This window comes from Microtetraspora sp. NBRC 16547, assembly GCF_030268965.1.
GTDB lineage: Bacteria > Actinomycetota > Actinomycetes > Streptosporangiales > Streptosporangiaceae > Microtetraspora.
Genome location: NZ_BSSE01000007.1, coordinates 17,689 through 34,563, shown reverse-complemented (window position 1 = coordinate 34,563; position 16,875 = coordinate 17,689). Strand labels below are relative to the sequence as shown.

At 70.4% G+C, this 16,875-nt stretch carries 14 protein-coding genes; 8 read left to right on the top strand and 6 right to left on the bottom strand.

Annotated elements, in window-relative coordinates; translation table 11 throughout:
- Positions 1 to 359 precede the first annotated feature (359 nt).
- Entirely contained in the window at positions 360 to 1,235 is an 876-nt protein-coding gene (locus QSK17_RS12635) for a D-alanyl-D-alanine carboxypeptidase family protein (protein ID WP_285704853.1), read from the top strand.
- Between the two features lie 84 nt (positions 1,236 to 1,319).
- On the opposite strand, the gene QSK17_RS12630 is transcribed toward QSK17_RS12635, so the two are convergent.
- Positions 1,320 to 1,460 (bottom strand): SAM-dependent methyltransferase, encoded by a 141-nt coding sequence (locus QSK17_RS12630; protein ID WP_285705046.1) that lies wholly within the window; start codon positions 1,458 to 1,460, stop codon positions 1,320 to 1,322.
- A 168-nt stretch (positions 1,461 to 1,628) separates the two neighbouring features.
- Here QSK17_RS12630 and QSK17_RS12625 point away from each other — a divergent pair, with 168 nt between their 5' ends.
- Positions 1,629 to 2,612, top strand: coding sequence for a BtrH N-terminal domain-containing protein (locus QSK17_RS12625; RefSeq protein ID WP_285704852.1), 984 nt, complete (start codon positions 1,629 to 1,631; stop codon positions 2,610 to 2,612).
- A gap of 117 nt (positions 2,613 to 2,729) precedes the next feature.
- Here QSK17_RS12625 and QSK17_RS12620 read toward each other — a convergent pair whose 3' ends face one another.
- Positions 2,730 to 5,627: an AfsR/SARP family transcriptional regulator gene (locus QSK17_RS12620; protein WP_285704851.1), complete on the bottom strand. Its 2,898-nt coding sequence runs from the start codon at positions 5,625 to 5,627 to the stop codon at positions 2,730 to 2,732.
- 204 nt (positions 5,628 to 5,831) lie between these two features.
- Between QSK17_RS12620 and QSK17_RS12615 the strand changes: the two genes are divergently transcribed.
- Positions 5,832 to 6,776, top strand: coding sequence for a M23 family metallopeptidase (locus tag QSK17_RS12615; RefSeq protein ID WP_285704850.1), 945 nt, complete (start codon positions 5,832 to 5,834; stop codon positions 6,774 to 6,776).
- Between the two features lie 96 nt (positions 6,777 to 6,872).
- Here the strand turns inward: QSK17_RS12615 and QSK17_RS12610 are convergent, their stop codons facing one another.
- From QSK17_RS12610 to QSK17_RS12595, 4 genes are all read right to left on the bottom strand, one after another.
- Positions 6,873 to 7,754, bottom strand: a complete 882-nt coding sequence (locus tag QSK17_RS12610; protein WP_285704849.1) for a carbohydrate ABC transporter permease — start codon at positions 7,752 to 7,754, stop codon at positions 6,873 to 6,875.
- Positions 7,754 to 8,659, bottom strand: coding sequence for a carbohydrate ABC transporter permease (locus QSK17_RS12605; protein WP_285704848.1), 906 nt, complete (start codon positions 8,657 to 8,659; stop codon positions 7,754 to 7,756). Before QSK17_RS12605 ends, QSK17_RS12610 begins: the two co-directional genes overlap by 1 nt.
- A 90-nt stretch (positions 8,660 to 8,749) precedes the next feature.
- Positions 8,750 to 10,018, bottom strand: a complete 1,269-nt coding sequence (locus tag QSK17_RS12600) for an extracellular solute-binding protein (RefSeq protein ID WP_285704847.1) — start codon at positions 10,016 to 10,018, stop codon at positions 8,750 to 8,752.
- A 559-nt stretch (positions 10,019 to 10,577) separates the two neighbouring features.
- On the bottom strand, positions 10,578 to 11,363 hold the full coding sequence (locus QSK17_RS12595; protein ID WP_285704846.1) for a DeoR/GlpR family DNA-binding transcription regulator: 786 nt from the start codon (positions 11,361 to 11,363) through the stop codon (positions 10,578 to 10,580).
- Positions 11,364 to 11,497: 134 nt separating this feature from the next.
- Between QSK17_RS12595 and QSK17_RS12590 the strand changes: the two genes are divergently transcribed.
- The 5 genes from QSK17_RS12590 (at position 11,498) to QSK17_RS12570 (ending at position 16,863) form a co-directional block, all read left to right on the top strand.
- On the top strand, positions 11,498 to 12,421 hold the full coding sequence (locus QSK17_RS12590) for a 1-phosphofructokinase family hexose kinase (protein ID WP_285704845.1): 924 nt from the start codon (positions 11,498 to 11,500) through the stop codon (positions 12,419 to 12,421).
- Positions 12,394 to 13,224, top strand: a complete 831-nt coding sequence (locus QSK17_RS12585; RefSeq protein WP_285704844.1) for a class II fructose-bisphosphate aldolase — start codon at positions 12,394 to 12,396, stop codon at positions 13,222 to 13,224. The genes QSK17_RS12590 and QSK17_RS12585 overlap by 28 nt, the downstream gene beginning before the upstream one ends.
- 415 nt (positions 13,225 to 13,639) lie before the next feature.
- Complete coding sequence (locus tag QSK17_RS12580; protein ID WP_285704843.1) at positions 13,640 to 13,816, top strand: hypothetical protein; 177 nt, start codon at positions 13,640 to 13,642, stop codon at positions 13,814 to 13,816.
- A gap of 190 nt (positions 13,817 to 14,006) precedes the next feature.
- On the top strand, positions 14,007 to 15,677 hold the full coding sequence (locus QSK17_RS12575; protein WP_285704842.1) for a flavin monoamine oxidase family protein: 1,671 nt from the start codon (positions 14,007 to 14,009) through the stop codon (positions 15,675 to 15,677).
- 115 nt (positions 15,678 to 15,792) lie between these two features.
- Positions 15,793 to 16,863 (top strand): glycoside hydrolase family 18 protein, encoded by a 1,071-nt coding sequence (locus tag QSK17_RS12570; protein WP_285704841.1) that lies wholly within the window; start codon positions 15,793 to 15,795, stop codon positions 16,861 to 16,863.
- The last annotated feature ends 12 nt before the right edge of the window (positions 16,864 to 16,875 follow it).

Sequence of the window (16,875 nt, the reverse complement as noted above, 5' to 3'; positions counted from 1 at the left end):
CTCACTCGCACTGCACCGACTATAACACCATACCCCCCTATGGTATTTCCGCGGGTGTCGGAGCCTGTGCCTTTTCCGCCGCACTGGGCCGGCGCGAACACGGCGAGGGCAATGCCGACGCAACATACCCCCTGGGGGTTTACAAGCGGCAGCCGATCAGAGCTCGATCGCCCAAAGGTCTCCACTCTGGGCCCGGCCGTCGCCGTAGCCGCGCCAGTCGCGACCGACCTCCGATACGACACCTGGCGACACCTGGCCGAAGTGGGCGCCACGGCCCCTTTCCAGCCGGCGGCAAAGTTTTACCAATAGGGACACGCTTTTCGTCAAAGGCACTGTCAAATGCATGGCAACCTGGGGAAATGCACAACGGGAAAGTTCGACTCACCGTCTGCGCAGCCCTCCTCACCTTCGCCGGCGGGCTCGCCACGCCCGCGGTCGCGCAGGCCACTCCGACACGGATTCCGGTCACCGAGACCGCGTACAACGCTCCCGCCGTCTACGGACGCGCGGCATATCTGATCGACGCCACGACCGGCAAGGTCCAGCTCAGCAAGCAGGCCTCCAAGCGCATGCCGGTGGCGAGCCTCACCAAGGTGATGACGGCATTCGTCGTCCTCAAGGAAGCCAAGCTGACGGACACCGTCACGATCACCTCCGCCGACGTCGAGCACGCCGATGACAACGGCGCCACGAGCGCCGACCTGCGGCCCGGCGACAAGGTCGCGGTCAAGGACCTGCTGTACGGCCTGATGCTTCCCTCGGGCGCCGACGCGGCTCACGCGCTGGCCCGCACGTACGGCCCCGGGCTCGACGGGTTCGTCGCCAAGATGAACGCCACCGCGCACCGGCTCGGCTTGAAGGACACCCGGTACGTCAACGCCGACGGGCTGCCCATGTCCGGCGGCGACGGCTACTCCACCGCGCGGGACCAGGCGCGGCTCGCGGAGGTGGCTCTCCGCGACGCGACCTTCACGGCCGTCACCTCCTCCCGGAGGCACCACGTCCCGAGCACCGCGGATCACCGTTCCTACACGTGGATCAACACCAACAAGATGCTCGACACGCCGGGCGCACTCGGCGTGAAGACCGGTTTCACCCAGGCGGCGGGCTTCTGCCTGACCTTCGCCGCCGACCGCGACGGGCACCGGCTGGTCGGCGTCATCCTCGGCGAGTCCGTCTCCAACCGGCGGTTCGAAACCGCTGCAAACCTGCTCGACTGGGCCAGGACGGCATAGCCGGGAGTTCCAGCACCACGGTCGACGAAAGGCGTCGTCGGGGCCCCGTTACGGGGCTGCCCCGGCGACGCCTTTTGTACGCGATCACAGGAGGCGGGCGACGCCTCCGAGTACAGTGGGCCTGCTCAGATCGACCTCGGCGTCCCTGCCCCGGCCCGGCCGCCAGGCGCCCACCGGCACGAGGCCGGGTTCGAGCAGGTCCATGCCGTCGAGGTAGGTGGCGATCCCCGTTCAAACCAGCTCCCGAAGCCGCCGCTGCCCTGTCGTGCGGCTGGACTCTCCCACTGTGGGAGGCCTCATGCTACTCCCAGCGGTCCCCAATGGTTGATCATGAAGGTATCTGGGACGGGGACGGCGTGACCGTTTGCCACGTCAGCATGAGGAGAGCGACGCATGACCATCGTGAAGGACATCGAGGCTCGCGGTATGCACCACTGCGAGACGACGGCGCTGGGGGTGCTGTTACGGCATGAGGGACTTGATCTGTCCGAGCCCATGCTGTTCGGGCTGGGCTCGGGCCTGTCCTTCATCTATTGGGACAGCAAGAGCATGGCGTTCCCCTTTCTCGGAGGCCGCGTCAAGCCTTTCGACCTCACCAGGAACCTGGCCGCCAGGCTGGGGCTGACGTTAATGGTCGAGGAGACCACCTCGCCGCGCAAGGCGTGGGAGAACGTGGCCGCCCCCATCGATGCCGGTCGGCCGGTCGGCCTCCAGCTCGACTGCTATCACCTGGACTATTTCCGGTCCAAGGTGCACTTCGGCGGCCATGTCGTCGCCATGTACGGCTACGACGAGCACGACGTCTACCTCGTGGACACCGACCAGCAGGGAGGAGCGGTGCGCACCAGCCGGGCCGGCCTCGCCATGGCACGGGCCGAACGCGGCCCGATGACCGCCAGGAACCGATCCTTCACCATCACCCTGCCAGCTCACCCGCTTTCCTGGCAGGACCAGATCATCCCCGCCATCAAAGACTGCGCCGACGCCTTCCTCGCCGCTCCCATCGCGAACCTGGGCCACCGCGGCATCGAGAAAGCCGGCAAGCAGGTGCCCAGATGGCTGCTACGCGCCGGCGAGCCGCAGCAGGACCTGCCGCAGGCCGCCCTCCTCATGGAGAAGGGCGGCACCGGCGGTGCCCTGTTTCGCTCCCTCTATCGCGACTTCCTCGACGAGTGCACCCGGCTGATCGACGACGGCAACCTCCGCGCCGGTCACAGGCTGTACGCCGAGGCCGCCGTCCTGTGGACGGACGTGTCCACCTTGATCACGAAGGCTGGAGAGAGCGGCGACGCGGGGTACCTGGAGCAGGCCGGCGTCATCCTCCACGATCTTTCGCGCCTCGAGAAGGACGCCATGCAGGCGCTGCGTCAGTTGTAGAAGCCGTTCTGCTGCCGCAGGTCGTCCCGCATGTCGATTTCGCCGGGGTACGCCGCCGTTACGAGGGCGAGGCACAGCTCGGCCGGGTACGGCGGGCATAGGAACGCGCGGCCACGATCAGCCAGATGCCGTTCCCGCTCCGGCGCGGAGGCCGCGGCGTAGGCAGACGGCCCGGTCGAGGTAGTCCCTGGCCAGGCCGGTACGGCCCGCCGAGCGGTGCAGCTCGCCGAGCATCTGGCTGCTCGCGGCGGCGCCGCTCAGATCGCCGAGCTGCTGGAAGATCGTCAACGAGCGTTCGAGCTGGATGGAGGCGTGCCGGAAGTCGCCCCGTGCCGCCTGGATGCCGCCGACTCCCTGCATCGCGTAGGCCCCGCAGTGCCGGTCGCCGAGACGCTCGAAGATGTCCAGCGCCCGCCCGTGGAAGCGCATCGCCGCGTCCGCGTCTGCGGAGAGATCGTGCAGCCGTCCGACCTGCATGGAGACGCACCCCTCGCGGTGGGCGTCACCCATGTCCCTGGCCAGCCGCATCGCGCCGTCCAGCCATTCCGCCGCCTGCGCGAGATCGCCGGACCTCAGCAGGACACGGCCGACGGCCTGGCGGGCGTACGCCTCGCCCTGCCGGTCGTCCAGACGGAGGAACATCGCGAGGGCCTGCTGGAAGTAGCGGAACGCGGTGGCGTGGTCGTTGCGGAACTGGGTGACCGCGCCCAGCCCGCAGATGGAGATCGCCTCGCCTCGGGTGTCTCCCACCTGCCGGAACATTGCGCGGGAGCGCCGGAACATCTCGGCCGACTCACGGTAGCGGTCCTGGTAGAGGCACACCTGCGCGAGCCCGCGGAGCATTGCCGCCTCACCGTGCCGATCCCCGGCGGCGCGGGCGGCGTCGAGGGCCGCCTGGTGCGTGCGCTGCCACGCGTCGAGGTGGCAACGCAGGTCGAAGAACGGCACGAGGACCGCGGCGAGTCCCCAGGCTGACCCGGCCAGCCCGGCCTCGGCGGCCAGCTCGACCGCCCGCAACAGGGCGTCCTGTTCCTGGTCGAACCAGGAGAGCGGGTCCTCCGCGAGCCGCCCGAGCGCGTCATCGGCCGGGGTCCAGCGCGCCGCCGCGGTGGGCGTGACACTGAACAGGGTGGTGGGCAGTCCCGCCGCGGCCTGCTCCGCCGCCACCAGCCAGGCGCCGACGACACGGGCCAGGGCGTGCGGCTCCGGATCGCGTTCCGCCCGTTCCCTGGCGTCGCAGCGGACCAGGTCGTGCAGCCGGTACCGCGGCCGGCCGAGCGTGTCGACGCCGACCGGCCGCAGCAGGCTCTCGTCGACGAGGACGTCCGTCACGTCGTCCGCGTGATGCCGGTCGAGAATCGCGTCCACCACCCAGGCGGGGAGGGGGTGCGAGCCGAGCGTCCCGAGCGCCCGCAGGGCCCGCGCGGCGTCGGCGGGCAACAGGCGGTAGCTCCGGTCGAGGCTCTCCCGTACCTCAAGATCCCCCACGCACAGCTCGCCCAGCCGGGTGGACTCGTCCGCCAGGCGCTGTTCGAGCACGCGCAGCGGCCGGCCGGGTCGTCCGGCCAGCCGTGCCCCGGCGATCCTGACGGCGAGGGGAAGGCACCCGCAGGCCTGCACGATGGCCGTGGCCGACTCCGGCTCGGCGCCGACCCGGTCGGCGCCGGCGATCCTGCCGAGCAGTTCCACGGCTTCGGAGCGGGGCAGCGCGTCCAGCTCCACCAGCACCGCACCGGGGATCTCGGTGATCCGCCGCCTGCTCGTCACGAGTACGGCCGAGCCGGTGCCGGGCAGCAGGTGCCGGACCTGGGCGCCTCCGGCGGCGTCGTCGAGCAGCACGAGCATGGGACGCTCGGCCAGCAGCGACCGGTAGAGCGCCGCCCGCTCGTGCAGTCCGTACGGCAGGGCCGCCCCGGCGGCCCCGAGCGCCCGCAACGCCTCGGCGAGCAGGTCGGCGGGCTCCGCGGGCGCGCCGGACACGCCGCCGAGGCACAGGTAGAGCTGCCCGTGGGGGAACCGGTCGCGTACAGCCTGCGCGCAGTGGACGGCGAGCGCCGACTTGCCCACGCCGGGCGGTCCGACGATCACGGCGATCGCCGGAGGCCCGTCCGGGGACTGCGGCGGGGGCGCGAGAGTGAGCGCGTCCAGGAGGGCGGCGACGGCCTCCGCGCGGCCGGTGAAGTCCGGCACGTCCGGAGGAAGCTGGCGCGGAGCGAGTACGGCGACCGCATTGTTTGATGAGGCGTCTGATGAGGCGGAGGCGGGTTCCGGGAGGGCGGTCGTGTTTCCGGACAGGATCGCCAGGTGGACCCGCCGCAGCTCAGGGCCCGGTTCGACGCCGAGCTCGGCGACCAGCTGCCGCCGGATCTCGCCGTAGCAGCGCAGCGCTTCGGCCTGCCGGCCGCTCCAGTGCAGCGCGAGCATGAGCCGCTGCCAGAGGTCCTCCCGGAACGGATGCTCGGCGAGCAGGCCGCGTAGCTCGGCGATCGCCGCCGGGTACTCCCGTGCCGCCAGCCGCCACGCGACCGAATCCTCGGAGGCGCGGAGCCGCGTCTCGGAGATCTCCTGGATGCGGCGGTCCCACAGGGGGCTGCCCGGCAGGTCGGAGAGGACGGGGCCGCGCCACAGCGCGAGCGCGCGGCGCAGGTGGGCCGGTGCGTCCGCCGGGTCCCGCCCGGCCCGCGCGACCAGCTCTTCGAAGATCAGGAGGTCGAGGTCCCCGGGAGGCACCTCGATGGCGTAGCCCCCGGGCCGGGCCTGGACGACGGCGCCGGTCGGGCCGAGAGCGGCGCGGAGCGCGCTCGCGTAGGTGCGCAGGTTCGCGACGGCCGAACGCGGGCGGGACCTGGGCCACAGAACGTCGACGAGCAGCTCCGTGCCGACCGTCCGGTTGGCGTCGAGCAGCAATGTGGCGAGCAGCGTCCGCGGTTTCGGGCCACCGATCCGGAGGGGCCGCCCCGCCGGTCGGACGTCCAGTGAGCCGAGGACTCTGTGCGTTGGCTGATCAAGCGTCATGATCGCCTGCTCCTCTGACAGAGGCACTGCCACCATTTATCGCCTTATGTCAGATCTTCGCTAGCCCCTTGTATGGATTTTGGACGTTCCATGTGCGGCCAATCCTGACCCTTGATTCCCATCAGCACCTTTCAGGTGGGCTCCACAGTCAGTTCGCGGCCTCCGTCAGGAGAATCCGGCGGTCGTCCGCGAGGAAGGATCCGCGTGAGACTCACATCCATCGTCAAGGCGGGGCTGGCACTGCTGCTCGGCATCACCGCCGGCTCCTCGACCGGCTTCGCCGCCGCCACCGCAGCCTCAGCCGCCACCTCCGCGACCGCTGGCGCCTCCGTCGCGGCGGTCATGGCTGAGCCCTTCTTCCAGCTGCCCTTCCCCTGCGGCCAGACCTGGACCGGCGACTCCAATGCGAGCAGCGCCCACCAGTCGTGGGAGATCGACTTCAACCGGGGCAGCACGCCCGACGCCGACCTGGGCGACCCCGTGGTCGCCGCCGCCTCCGGCACGGTCGTGATCTCCGCGCACCAGGGCTCGGCGAACGGCTTCGGCAACCTGATCAAGATCGACCACGGCGGCGGCTGGTACACCTACTACGCCCACCTGCGCATCCGCTCGGTGAGCGCGGGCGCCACCGTCAGCCAGGGCCAGAAGATCGGCGAGGTCGGCAACACCAGCAAGCCGGGCAACAACATCTCACCGCACCTGCACTACGAGGTGCGCACCGACGCCACCACCTACCCGGCGAACATCCAGAAGGCCAAGTTCAACGGGGTCACGTTCGGTTACCCGGTCCAGACCGTGACGTCCAAGAACTGCGGCGGCAGCACCAACCCGTACACGCCCGAGCAGGTGTGCGGCAGCGGCTACAGCGTGATCGACTCCGCCGCCCTCGGCTCCGCCGGAACCGTCTACCTCCTCTACAACACCTCCAACGGCTACAACTGCGTCACCACTCTCAAGAAGACCTCCCTGGGCACCGCGACCGCCACCAGCGCCTACCTCGAGGTCCAGGGCAAGAGCCGCATCACCGACTCGGGCAACTTCGGCTACTACGCCGGCCCCGTACGGGCCTCCGCCGCCGGCACCTGCGTCAAGTGGGGCGGCAGCGCGGGCGGCAACAGCTACAACAGCCCCTTCGAACACTGCGGATAGCCGCTGGTCCCCCGCGAGGCCGAACCGCACGCGTGCCGCGGGGCCCGTTCCCTGCCGGGAGCGGGCCCCGTGGCGTGCGCCGGGGCCGTACGCGGGCTACTTGATGGATCCGGCGGTGAGGCCGGAGACGACCTTCCGCTCGATCAGCGCGAACAGGATGATGACCGGGATGGTGGCGATCACCGAGCCCGCGAACAGGTTCTGCCAGTCGACCTGGTACTGCCCGATGAAGGAGTTCAGCCGCACGGTCAGCGGCTGCCGCTCGGGCGAGGTGGTCAGGGTGAGCGCGACCACGAACTCGTTCCAGGCGGCAATGAACGTGAAGATCAGCGCGGTGACCACACCCGGCGCGGCCAGCGGAAGCGTGATCCGGAACAGCGCCCCGAACCGGCCCGTCCCGTCGATGAACGCCGCCTCCTCCAGCTCGCGCGGGATCGAGGAGAAGTACGCGTTGAGGATCCACACCGCGAAGGCCAGGTTGAACCCGCCGTTGACCAGGATCAGCGACCAGATCGTGTCGGCCAGCCCGAGCTGGGTGAACTCGCGGTGGATCCCAACGAGCATCGCGGTCGGCTGGAACATCTGGGTGACCAGCACCAGGACCAGGAACGCCGTGCGGCCGCGGAAGCGGTGCCGGGCCGTGTAGTACGCGGCGGGCATGGCCACCAGCAGCACCAGGATCGTCGATCCGGCCGCGACCTGCAGGGTGACCAGCAGGTTCCCGGACAACCCGCCCGACCAGAAGTTGACGAAGTTCTCCCAGGCGAACTCCGTCGGCAGGTAGGCCGGCTCGCGCAGCTCCCGCTGGGGTCGCAGCGCGGTCAGGATCATCACCAGGTATGGGAACAGGAAGAGGAACGCGATCAGGTACGCGGCGGCGGCGACGACCACCGTCCTGGTCCGCGGCAGCCGCCGGGCGGGACCGGCGCTCGCGGCGCGCGACGGCGCGGCGACCGGAGAGGTCTCGGTGGCGGTCATCACGACACCTCGTTCTTCCACTTGCTGACCTTGAGGAAGATCGCCACCAGGACGATCACCATGCCGAAGTTCACGACGGACATCGCGGCGGACTCGCCGATGTCGGAGCGCTTGAGGATGAACATGAAGATCGTGGACGTGGCCGTCGAGTAGCCGGGCTGCCCGTGCGTCATCACCCAGATGATCGGGAAGTTGTTGAAGACGTTCATCACGTTGATGAGCGTCGCCACGGTCAGCGCGGGCCGCAGCAGCGGCAGCGTGATCGACCAGTACGTGCGCAGCCGGGAGGCGCCGTCCGTCTTGGCCGCCTCGTAGACCTCCGCCGGGATCGTCGACAGCCCCGCGAGTAGCGCGTACGTCGTGAACGGCAGGGAGACGAAGACGGCGACGGCGATCAGCCAGGGCATGGCGGTGGCCGCCTGGCCGAGCTGGTCGGCGTCGGCGCCGCCGAGGGCGTCGATCAGGCCGAGGTCGCGCCGCACCATGTTGAGGAGGCCGACCTCGGGGTCGAGCATCCACCTGAAGATGATGCCGGTCATCAGCACCGACGCCGCCCACGGCGCGATCATCGCCCAGCGGGCGAGGCGGCGGCCCGGGAAGCGCTGGTTGAAGAGCTGGGCGAGGGCGAGCGAGAGCAGGATCGTGATGGCGACGACCGCCACCACCCAGATCACGCTGCGCGCCATGACCCCTGGGAAGTCGGGCTCCTCGAACAGCTTGGTGTAGTTGGCCGTGCCGTTCGAGCCCTGGACCACGCCGGACCGGTTGATCTTCAGGAACGACGACTGGATCATCGCGACGACGGGCCACACGACCACGACGGCGATCAGCACAATGGCTGGGCCGATCCATGGGAGCGGCGCCAGCGCGCGGGCCGTCCGCTTCAGGGGGGAGGTCTGCTGCATTACTCCTGCTTCCTGCGAAGAGGTACGGCCGAAGCCATACGGCCGCAGCGGTACGGCCCGCGCCTCCGGGGCGCGGGCCGTACCACCGGATCATCCGGCCGTGGCGACCTTCTGGATCGCGCCGAGGACCTTCGCGGGGTCACCCGTGACGGCGCCGCCGATCGTCTGCTTGATCTGCGTGTTCACCTCCGACCACTTCGGGTCGGTGAAGGGGTAGAAGGTGGCGTTCGGCAGGGCGTCGAGGAACGGCTTGAGCTTCTCGTCGCTGGACAGCTTCTCGATGCCCGACTTCGTCACCGGGAGCAGCTTGTAGGTGTCGCTGATCTTCTGCGCGGCGGACGAGGCATAGAAGAAGTCGAAGAACTTCTTGATCTCCTCCTGGTGGCCGTTCTTGTTGAAGGCCATGATCCAGTCCTCGACGCCGAGGGTGGTCTCGAGCGGGCCGCTCTTGCCGGGGATCGGGGCGACGCCGTAGTTGGTCAGGCCGCCCTTCTCGAAGATCGGCATCGACATGGGACCGCCGTTGGCCATGCCGACCTTGCCGGCCGCGAAGTCCTCCCAGACCGTCTTGCGGTCCTTGGTGCCGGGGTTCGGCGTGGTGAGGCCGGCCGCGGTCAGCTCCTTGAGGAACGTGAAGGTCTCGACGTTCTGCGGGGAATCGATCGCCCACGTGCCCGAGGCGTCCTTGTAGCCGCCGCCGTTGCCCATGAACCACAGGAACGACTCGCCCTGGGCCTCCTCCTGTCCGAGCGGCAGGCCGAACGGCTGGGAGACTCCGGCCTTCTTCAGCTTCTCCGCGTCGGCCTTCAGCTCGTCCCAGGTCTTGGGCGGCTCGCTGATGCCGGCCTTGGCGAACAGGTCCTTGTTGTAGAACAGCGCGCGGGCGGAGGAGACGAACGGGATGCCGTACGCCGCGCCGTCCACCTTGCCGAACTCGGCGAACTTCTCCAGCAGGTCGGACTGGGTGTTCGGCGAGAGCACCTCGTCGACCTTGTACAGCAGGCCGTCCTTGACGAAGCCCGAGTAGTCGCCCGTCTGCAGGATGTCGGGCATCTGCCCGTTCTGCACCATGGTGGCGACCTGGGTGTCGATGTCGTTCCAGTTGATGACCTGGACGTCGACCTTGATGGACGGGTTGGCGGACTGGAACTCGTCGACGACGCCCTTCCAGAACTTGTCGCCGCTGTTGTCCGCGGTGGGGCCGTCGCCGTAGTCGGCGGCGACGAGCTTCAGCGTCACCGAGCCGCCCGCGGCCTTGTCGCCTCCGGCACTGTCGCCGCCGCCCGACTCGCCGCAGGCGGACAGGGCCAGCGTGGCGGCCACGCCGAGGGTGACCACCCCGGCGATCCTCTTGCTCATCACGAATACCACCTTGCTTTGGGGATGACTGGTCTGTACCGGTTGAGAGCCGAACAGCGGATAAGCCGCGTACATGCGACTTGGGAGCCAAGGGTAAACAGGAGGCAAAGGGCCGGTCTATACCGGCAAATATCGGATTTACAACGAAGGGACTTCGGGAAAACGGCGGCGGTCTATACCGGGCAGGCCGCACTCGGAGGCGGCGGCGCCCCGGCCGGACACATCCACCGGGCACCACCCCGGAGCCGCCCCCGCCCCCATTCGAGGGAAATGCGCACAGCGACCGCACCATGACCACACAGTGACCGCATCATGGCCGCACGGCAGCCACAGGTGGCCCAACAGCGGGCACCGCGATGCGCAATGTTGCGCACACTAGCCCCATATTGCTCGTATATGAGCTATCAGGCTATGCCAAAAGCACACATACAGTCACGCGCCACGATCCAGGATCGCGCGATCACGTGAAGCGAGAGGCGTGCGGTGACCCCACTGGGACCCCACTGTGACCCCGCTGTGACCCCGCTGCGACCCCGCATCAGGCGGCGCGGGGTGCGGATCAGGCCTGGACCACCTCGACGCCGGCGTCCCGGAACCGCTGGACCATGTCGGCGGGGGCGTCCCGGTCGGTGACCAGGGTGTCGATGGCGGAGCACGGGCAGATCCGCGCGAATGCCCGGACGCCGAGCTTCGAGGAGTCGGCGACGACGATCACCCGTCCGGCCCGCGAGGCCATGAGCCGGTTGATGCCCGCCTCGCCCTCGTGATGGGCGAACGCGCCGCCCTCCGGGTCGAGCGCGTCCACGCCAAGGATCGCGAAGTCGAGTGAGATCTCGCGCAGGACACCGTCCGCGAGCGGACCGATCAGCTCGTACGACGCGGGCAGCGCGACGCCTCCGATCACCACGATCTTGACGTGCCTGCGGACCACGAGCTCGTTGGCGATGTTGAGCGCGTTCGTCACCACGGTGACGCTCGGCTCGCCGCCCTGCCGGTCGAGGTCCGCGCGGCTGGCGAGGGACCGGGCGACCTCGGTGGTGGTGGTCCCGCCATTCAGCCCCACGATCGATCCGGGCGGGAGCAGCGCCGCCGCGGCCGTGGCGATGCGATGCTTCTCCGGGGCGTGCCGGGCCGCCTTGTACTGCAGCGGAAGGTCGTAGGAGATCGCTCCGGCGACGGCGCCGCCCCGGGTCCGCGTCAGCATCTGCTGGCGGCTCAGGTGGTCGAGGTCGCGCCTGATGGTGGCGGCCGACACGCCGAGCTCGACGGCCACGGCGTCCACCTCGACCTTGCCGTCCCTGGCCAGGATCGCGAGCAGCGCGTTCCACCGTTCATGGCTCGACATGGGGGTCTCCTCGCCTCTTCGCCGCTTCCGCCGTTCTCGCTCCGCGAAGCGTATCCGACCTCCGGCTTGCGCATATTTGATTGCTAATGGCATATTGTGCACAGAAATACGCATCAGGAGGCCGGGTTCGCGACATGATCCTCACCGTCACCCTCAACACCGCTCTGGACGTGACGTACGAGGTGGACGAGCTGGTGCCGAACTCCAGCCACCGGGTCACCGCCGTCCACCAGCGAGCCGGAGGAAAGGGCGTCAACGTGGCCCGCGTGCTCGCTTCCCTCGGCGCCGACGTCCTCGTCACCGGGCTGGTCGGCGGCGGCACCGGAGCCGAGATCGCGGACGATCTCTCCCGGGCCGGGATCGCGGCCCGCTTCGGCGCGATCGCGGGCACGTCCCGGCGGACCGTCACGGTGGTGTCCGGCGACGCCACGGTGTTCAACGAGCCCGGCCCCGCCGTCACCCCACGGGAGTGGCGGCGGTTCCGCGCCCTGTTCCACGAGCTGTGCCGGGACGCCGCGGTCGTCGTGCTGTCCGGCAGCCTGCCGCCGGGGATCGGCGCGGACGCCTACGCCGAGCTCACCGCGGACGCCCGGGCCCGCGGCGCGCGAGTCCTGCTCGACGCCGACCACGAGGCGCTCCGGCTCGGGCTCGCGGCGCGGCCCGACATCGCCAAGCCGAACGCCGCCGAGCTGGCCCGGGTGGCCGGGCCCGGCCCCGCCGAGGATGCCGCGCGGCGGCTGCTCGCCGCCGGGCCCGCCGCCGTGGTCGTCTCCCGGGGCGCGGACGGCCTGCTCGGCGTCACCCCCGACGGAACCTGGGCCGTACATCCGCCGCGGCGCCTGTCGGGCAACCCCACCGGAGCGGGGGACGCGGTGGCCGCCGCACTGGCCCGAGCGCTGCTGTCGCCCGGACCGCTCGACTGGCCCCGCGCCCTCGCCGACGCGGCCGCGATGTCGGCCGCCGCCGTCCTCTCCCCCGTCGCCGGGGACATCGACCCGACCGCCTACCGCGACTTCCTGCAGGAGATCACATGCCCCTCGCCACGACCGCCTCGATAGTCGCGACCGCCCCCGGCGGAGTGTGCGCGTTCAACATCATCACCCTGGAGCACGCCGAGGCCGTCGCGGCGGCGGCCGAGCGGGTGGGCGCTCCGGTGATCCTGCAGGTCAGCGAGAACGCCGTCCGGTTCCGGCTCGGCCGGCTTCACCCGCTCGCCGCCGCGGCGAGCGCCATCGCCGCCGCCTCCGCCGTGCCGGTCGCTCTCCACCTCGACCACGTGACCGACGACGCGCTGATGTACCAGGCCGCCGACACCGGGTTCAGCTCCGTGATGTACGACGCGTCGCGGGATCCGTACGAGGTGAACGTCGCCAGGACGAAGGCCGCCGCGGAGTGGGCGCACGAGAACGGCCTGTGGCTGGAGGCCGAGCTCGGCGAGGTGGGCGGGAAGGACGGGGCGCACGCGCCCGGGGTCCGCACGGACCCCGTCGAGGCCGCCGCGTTCGTCTCCGCCACCGGCGTGGACGCCCTCGCGGTCGCGGTCGGCAGCTCACACGCCATGACCTCCCGCGTCGCGCGGCTGGACCACGAGCTGATCGCGGCTCTGCGCGCGGCGCTGCCGGTGCCGCTGGTGCTGCACGGCTCCTCGGGCGTGCCCGACGACGAGCTGCGCCAGGCCGTCGCGGCCGGCATGAAGAAGATCAACATCGGTACCGCGCTGAACGTGGCCTTCACCGAGGCGATCAGCGGGTCGTTCGCGGAGAACCCGTCCGGCGCGGACCCCCGGCCCCGCCTCGCGGCCGCCAGGGACGGCATGATCGACGCGACCGCCCACCTGCTCCGCACGGTCTGCGGGGTCTAGACCCGACGGCGCCGAGCCCGACGTCGGCCGCGATCCCGGCCCGCCCGGCCGGCCACTCCCGAACATTCACGCGGTTGAGGCTACGAGAGCTCCACCCGCACGCGGAGCCGGCCGAAAGGACGAATCCCGATCCGGGAAGCCGGCCCCATCTGGGGAACCCCGACCGAGGCGAGGTGGTCTGGACCAGTCGCGCGAGCATCCCGCCCGGCGCCGGCCGGTCGATCTGGACGCGCCCCGGACGCGCTGCGGACGCGCACGTGTCCGGCCGTACGCGGGGGAACCGCGTTTGACCTGGGCGAACGGGGGCAGCGGCGGGCACGACGGAGAAGGCCCCGGCCTGCCCGTTCCCGGCCTGCCCGTACGGCACGGGCCGGGTTCGCGGCCGGGTCCGACCGAGCGCTGTTTGGGGGAAGCAATGACGAACATCTGGGTACCGGGTAGCCGGCCCCCGCGTGGCGGGGATCTGGACTGGCTGCCTCCGCTGGCCCAGTCCCCGGACGCCGAAGGCGATCCCGAGGACGGCCCGTGGCAGGGCTGGTACGTGCCGGGCGCGGACGCCTCCGACGACGTGGAGGAGCCCACCCCGGAATAGGCCGGGGTTGGTAGCGGCCAGGGGCTACGTCGGGGTGCTCTCGCCTCGCGCGCTTATCACATCGCCGACTGCGAGGCGCGCTCCGTCATGTCAATTGATTCCTGTGATCAGCTACAGGTTGCCAGCTTCTCGCGACGACTCCGGATCTCCAGGCTGGGCTGCGGCAAAATGATCAGGAGGAACACCCCCCATGGCCCGAACCTCTTCACTGCGTGCGCTCCAGCGACTGGCGTCTGAACACGCCGACGCCCGCAGGTTGGGCATCCCCGTCGACGAACTGCGCGGCCTGCGCGCCGAAGCCGCGGCCGAGCCGCGGGGCATCGCCCGGCGCGAGTTGCTCCGGCGCGCCGCCGTCGTGGGTCTCGGCGCGGCCGCGTTCGCCGCGCTGCCACGGCCGGCCCGCGCCGACGACGTCCTCGCCGCAGCAGCCAAGCCGCCCCGGCCCGCCAGGGTCGCCGTGATCGGCGCGGGCATCGCCGGCCTGACCGCCGCGCTGACCCTGCGCGACGCCGGGGCCACGCCGATCGTCTATGAGGCGAACCCGTCGCGGGTCGGTGGCCGCATGTACTCGCAGCGATCGCTGTGGACGGGGGGACAGATCTCCGAGATCGGCGGCGAGCTGATCGACCAGGGACACAAGAAGACCCTCGGACTGTGCCGCCGATTCGGCCTGTCCACGGTCGACTTCGCCGGATCCGGGCCCAACAGCTCCGCGGAGATCCTGCGCTTCGACGGCGGCTACTACCCGCGTGCCCAGGCTGACGCGGACTTCAAGGAGATCTACCAGACCCTCCACCGCGACCTCATGGCGGCCGGTGAGGTGAAGTGGAACCGCACCACGCCCGAGGGCACCGCGCTGGACAACATGTCCCTGTACGAATGGATCGAGTCCCGCGTGCCGGGCGGGCATTCCTCCAACCTGGGCCGTTTCCTCGACGTCGCCTACAACGTGGAGTACGGCGCCGACACCGTGGACCAGTCATCGCTCGCCCTCATCCTGCTGCTCGGCTACCAGCCCAACCCCGGGCACTTCAACGTTTGGGGCCTCTCTGACGAGCGCTACCGCATTGTCGGCGGCAACGACCAGCTTCCCAACGCCATCGCCGCCTCGCTGCCCGCGGGGTCGATCCAGATGGGCTGGAAGCTGCTGGCGGTGCGGGCCAACGCCGACGGCACGCAGACCCTCACCTTCGACAACGGAGGCACCACCAAGACCGTCACCGCCGACCACACGATCATCACCGTGCCGCTTCCCATCCTGCAGGGTCTCGACCTGTCCAGAGCGGGGTTCGACACCCGGATGACCAGCCTGCTGCGCGACGCCCGCATGGGGCACTGCACGAAGCTCAACATGCAGTTCTCCAGTCGCCCGTGGGTCGGCACAGGTCCCTGGCCCGGTGTGTCGGCGGGCGACTGCTTCACCGACATGCCCTTCCAGCAGTGCTGGGACACCACCAAGGGGCAGGCGGGATCGTCCGGCATCCTCATCCAGTACGGCGGCGGCAGGCTGGCCCGCGCGCTCGAACCGTCGTCCCCGTTCGCGACCGCGGACGACCCCTATGTCCGCTCGCTGGTGGCCTCGACGCTCACCCAGGTCGACCAGGTCTTCCCCGGCACCAAGGCCGCCTGGACAGGACGCGCGCAGCTTTCGGCGTGGCACAAGAACCCCTACTCGCTGGGCGCCTACGCGTGCTGGCCCGTCGGCTACGTGCACAGGTACGGGGGCTACGAGGGCACCGCCCAGGGCAACGTGCACCTCTCCGGAGAGCACACGTCCTACGACTTCCAGGGCTACATGGACGGCGGCGCGACCGAGGGTGCGCGCGCCGCCCAGGAGGTGCTCGCCGCACTGCGCGCCTGACCGGGCTCCCGGCCCCTCCGGGGGCCGGGAGAAGGCTGTGTCCTCGCGGCCAGGGACGGCACGCCCATCTTAAGTTAACCTTCTTTCCAATTTCTCCGCGTACGGAGGTATTGGCATGCGTCGTCTGGCCGCACTCCTCTGTCTGCTCCTGCCCCTTCTCCTCCCCGCCCCCGCCGGGGCCGCGGCGACCCCGCTCCAGGTGTACGGCGCCTGGCACTGCGGGGACGACGCCTGCGTCTGGGGCGCCGTCCGCGACACCGCCGAGTTCGACTCCAAGAACCACTGGCTGATCGACCGCGGCGACGGCCGCCCGTCGGTCAACGTCGTGGTGCTGAGCTTCGTCCACCCCGTCAAGCTGCTGCGCAAGACCACCGACGCCCAGACCCTCGACGGCGTACCACGAGGCATGACCCCCGGAATCGTGAGCTACTTCGCGAGCCGCGGCATCCGGGTGATGCTCTCCATCGGCGGCATCACGTACACCGACGCCTGGAACACCGCGCTGGCCGAGAACGCCGCGCAACTGGGCCGCAACGCGGCCGAGGTCGCCCGGCGGCTCGGCGTCGGCATCGAGATCGACTACGAGGAGAACAGCGGGCCGAACCTCACCGGACTCCAGTCCTTCATAGACGCCTACCGCGCCGTCCTGCCGTACGACGCGAGCGGCGCCGACCAAGCGGCCCGGCTCACCATCGACCTCGCCGCCGGCGCCCGCTGGCTCATCGCCATCGGCCGGAAGGCGACCGCGGACTGGCTGCGCACCGACACCCCGGTCCTGGACTACGCCAACGCGATGGTGCCCGCCCGCCAGCCCAGCATCTCCGGAGCCGTCGCCAACTGGCAGGAGCACATCGACGGAAAGCCCACGTACGCGCCGCCTATCCCGCCGCTGGCCCCGGCCAAGTTCACCGGGTCGCTCTACATCGCCGAGGGCAACAAGGTCCGGACCGAGTGCACGGACTTCGCCGCCTCCCTGCAGAACTCCACCGGATCGTTCGTCCGGTCGGCCGCGCCGAACGGCGCCGGCACGACCCCGGGCCTGCTCGGGTACATGTTCTGGGCTGCCGAACGCCCGTCCACCCGTGGCGTGACCACCGCGCCCCCGAACTCCTGCGAGGGCGGAGTGGGCGCCGGTGCCACGGCCTACGCCGTCCCCATCCCGATGCCCGCCCTGCGGCAGAGCTGACCTTCGCGGGCT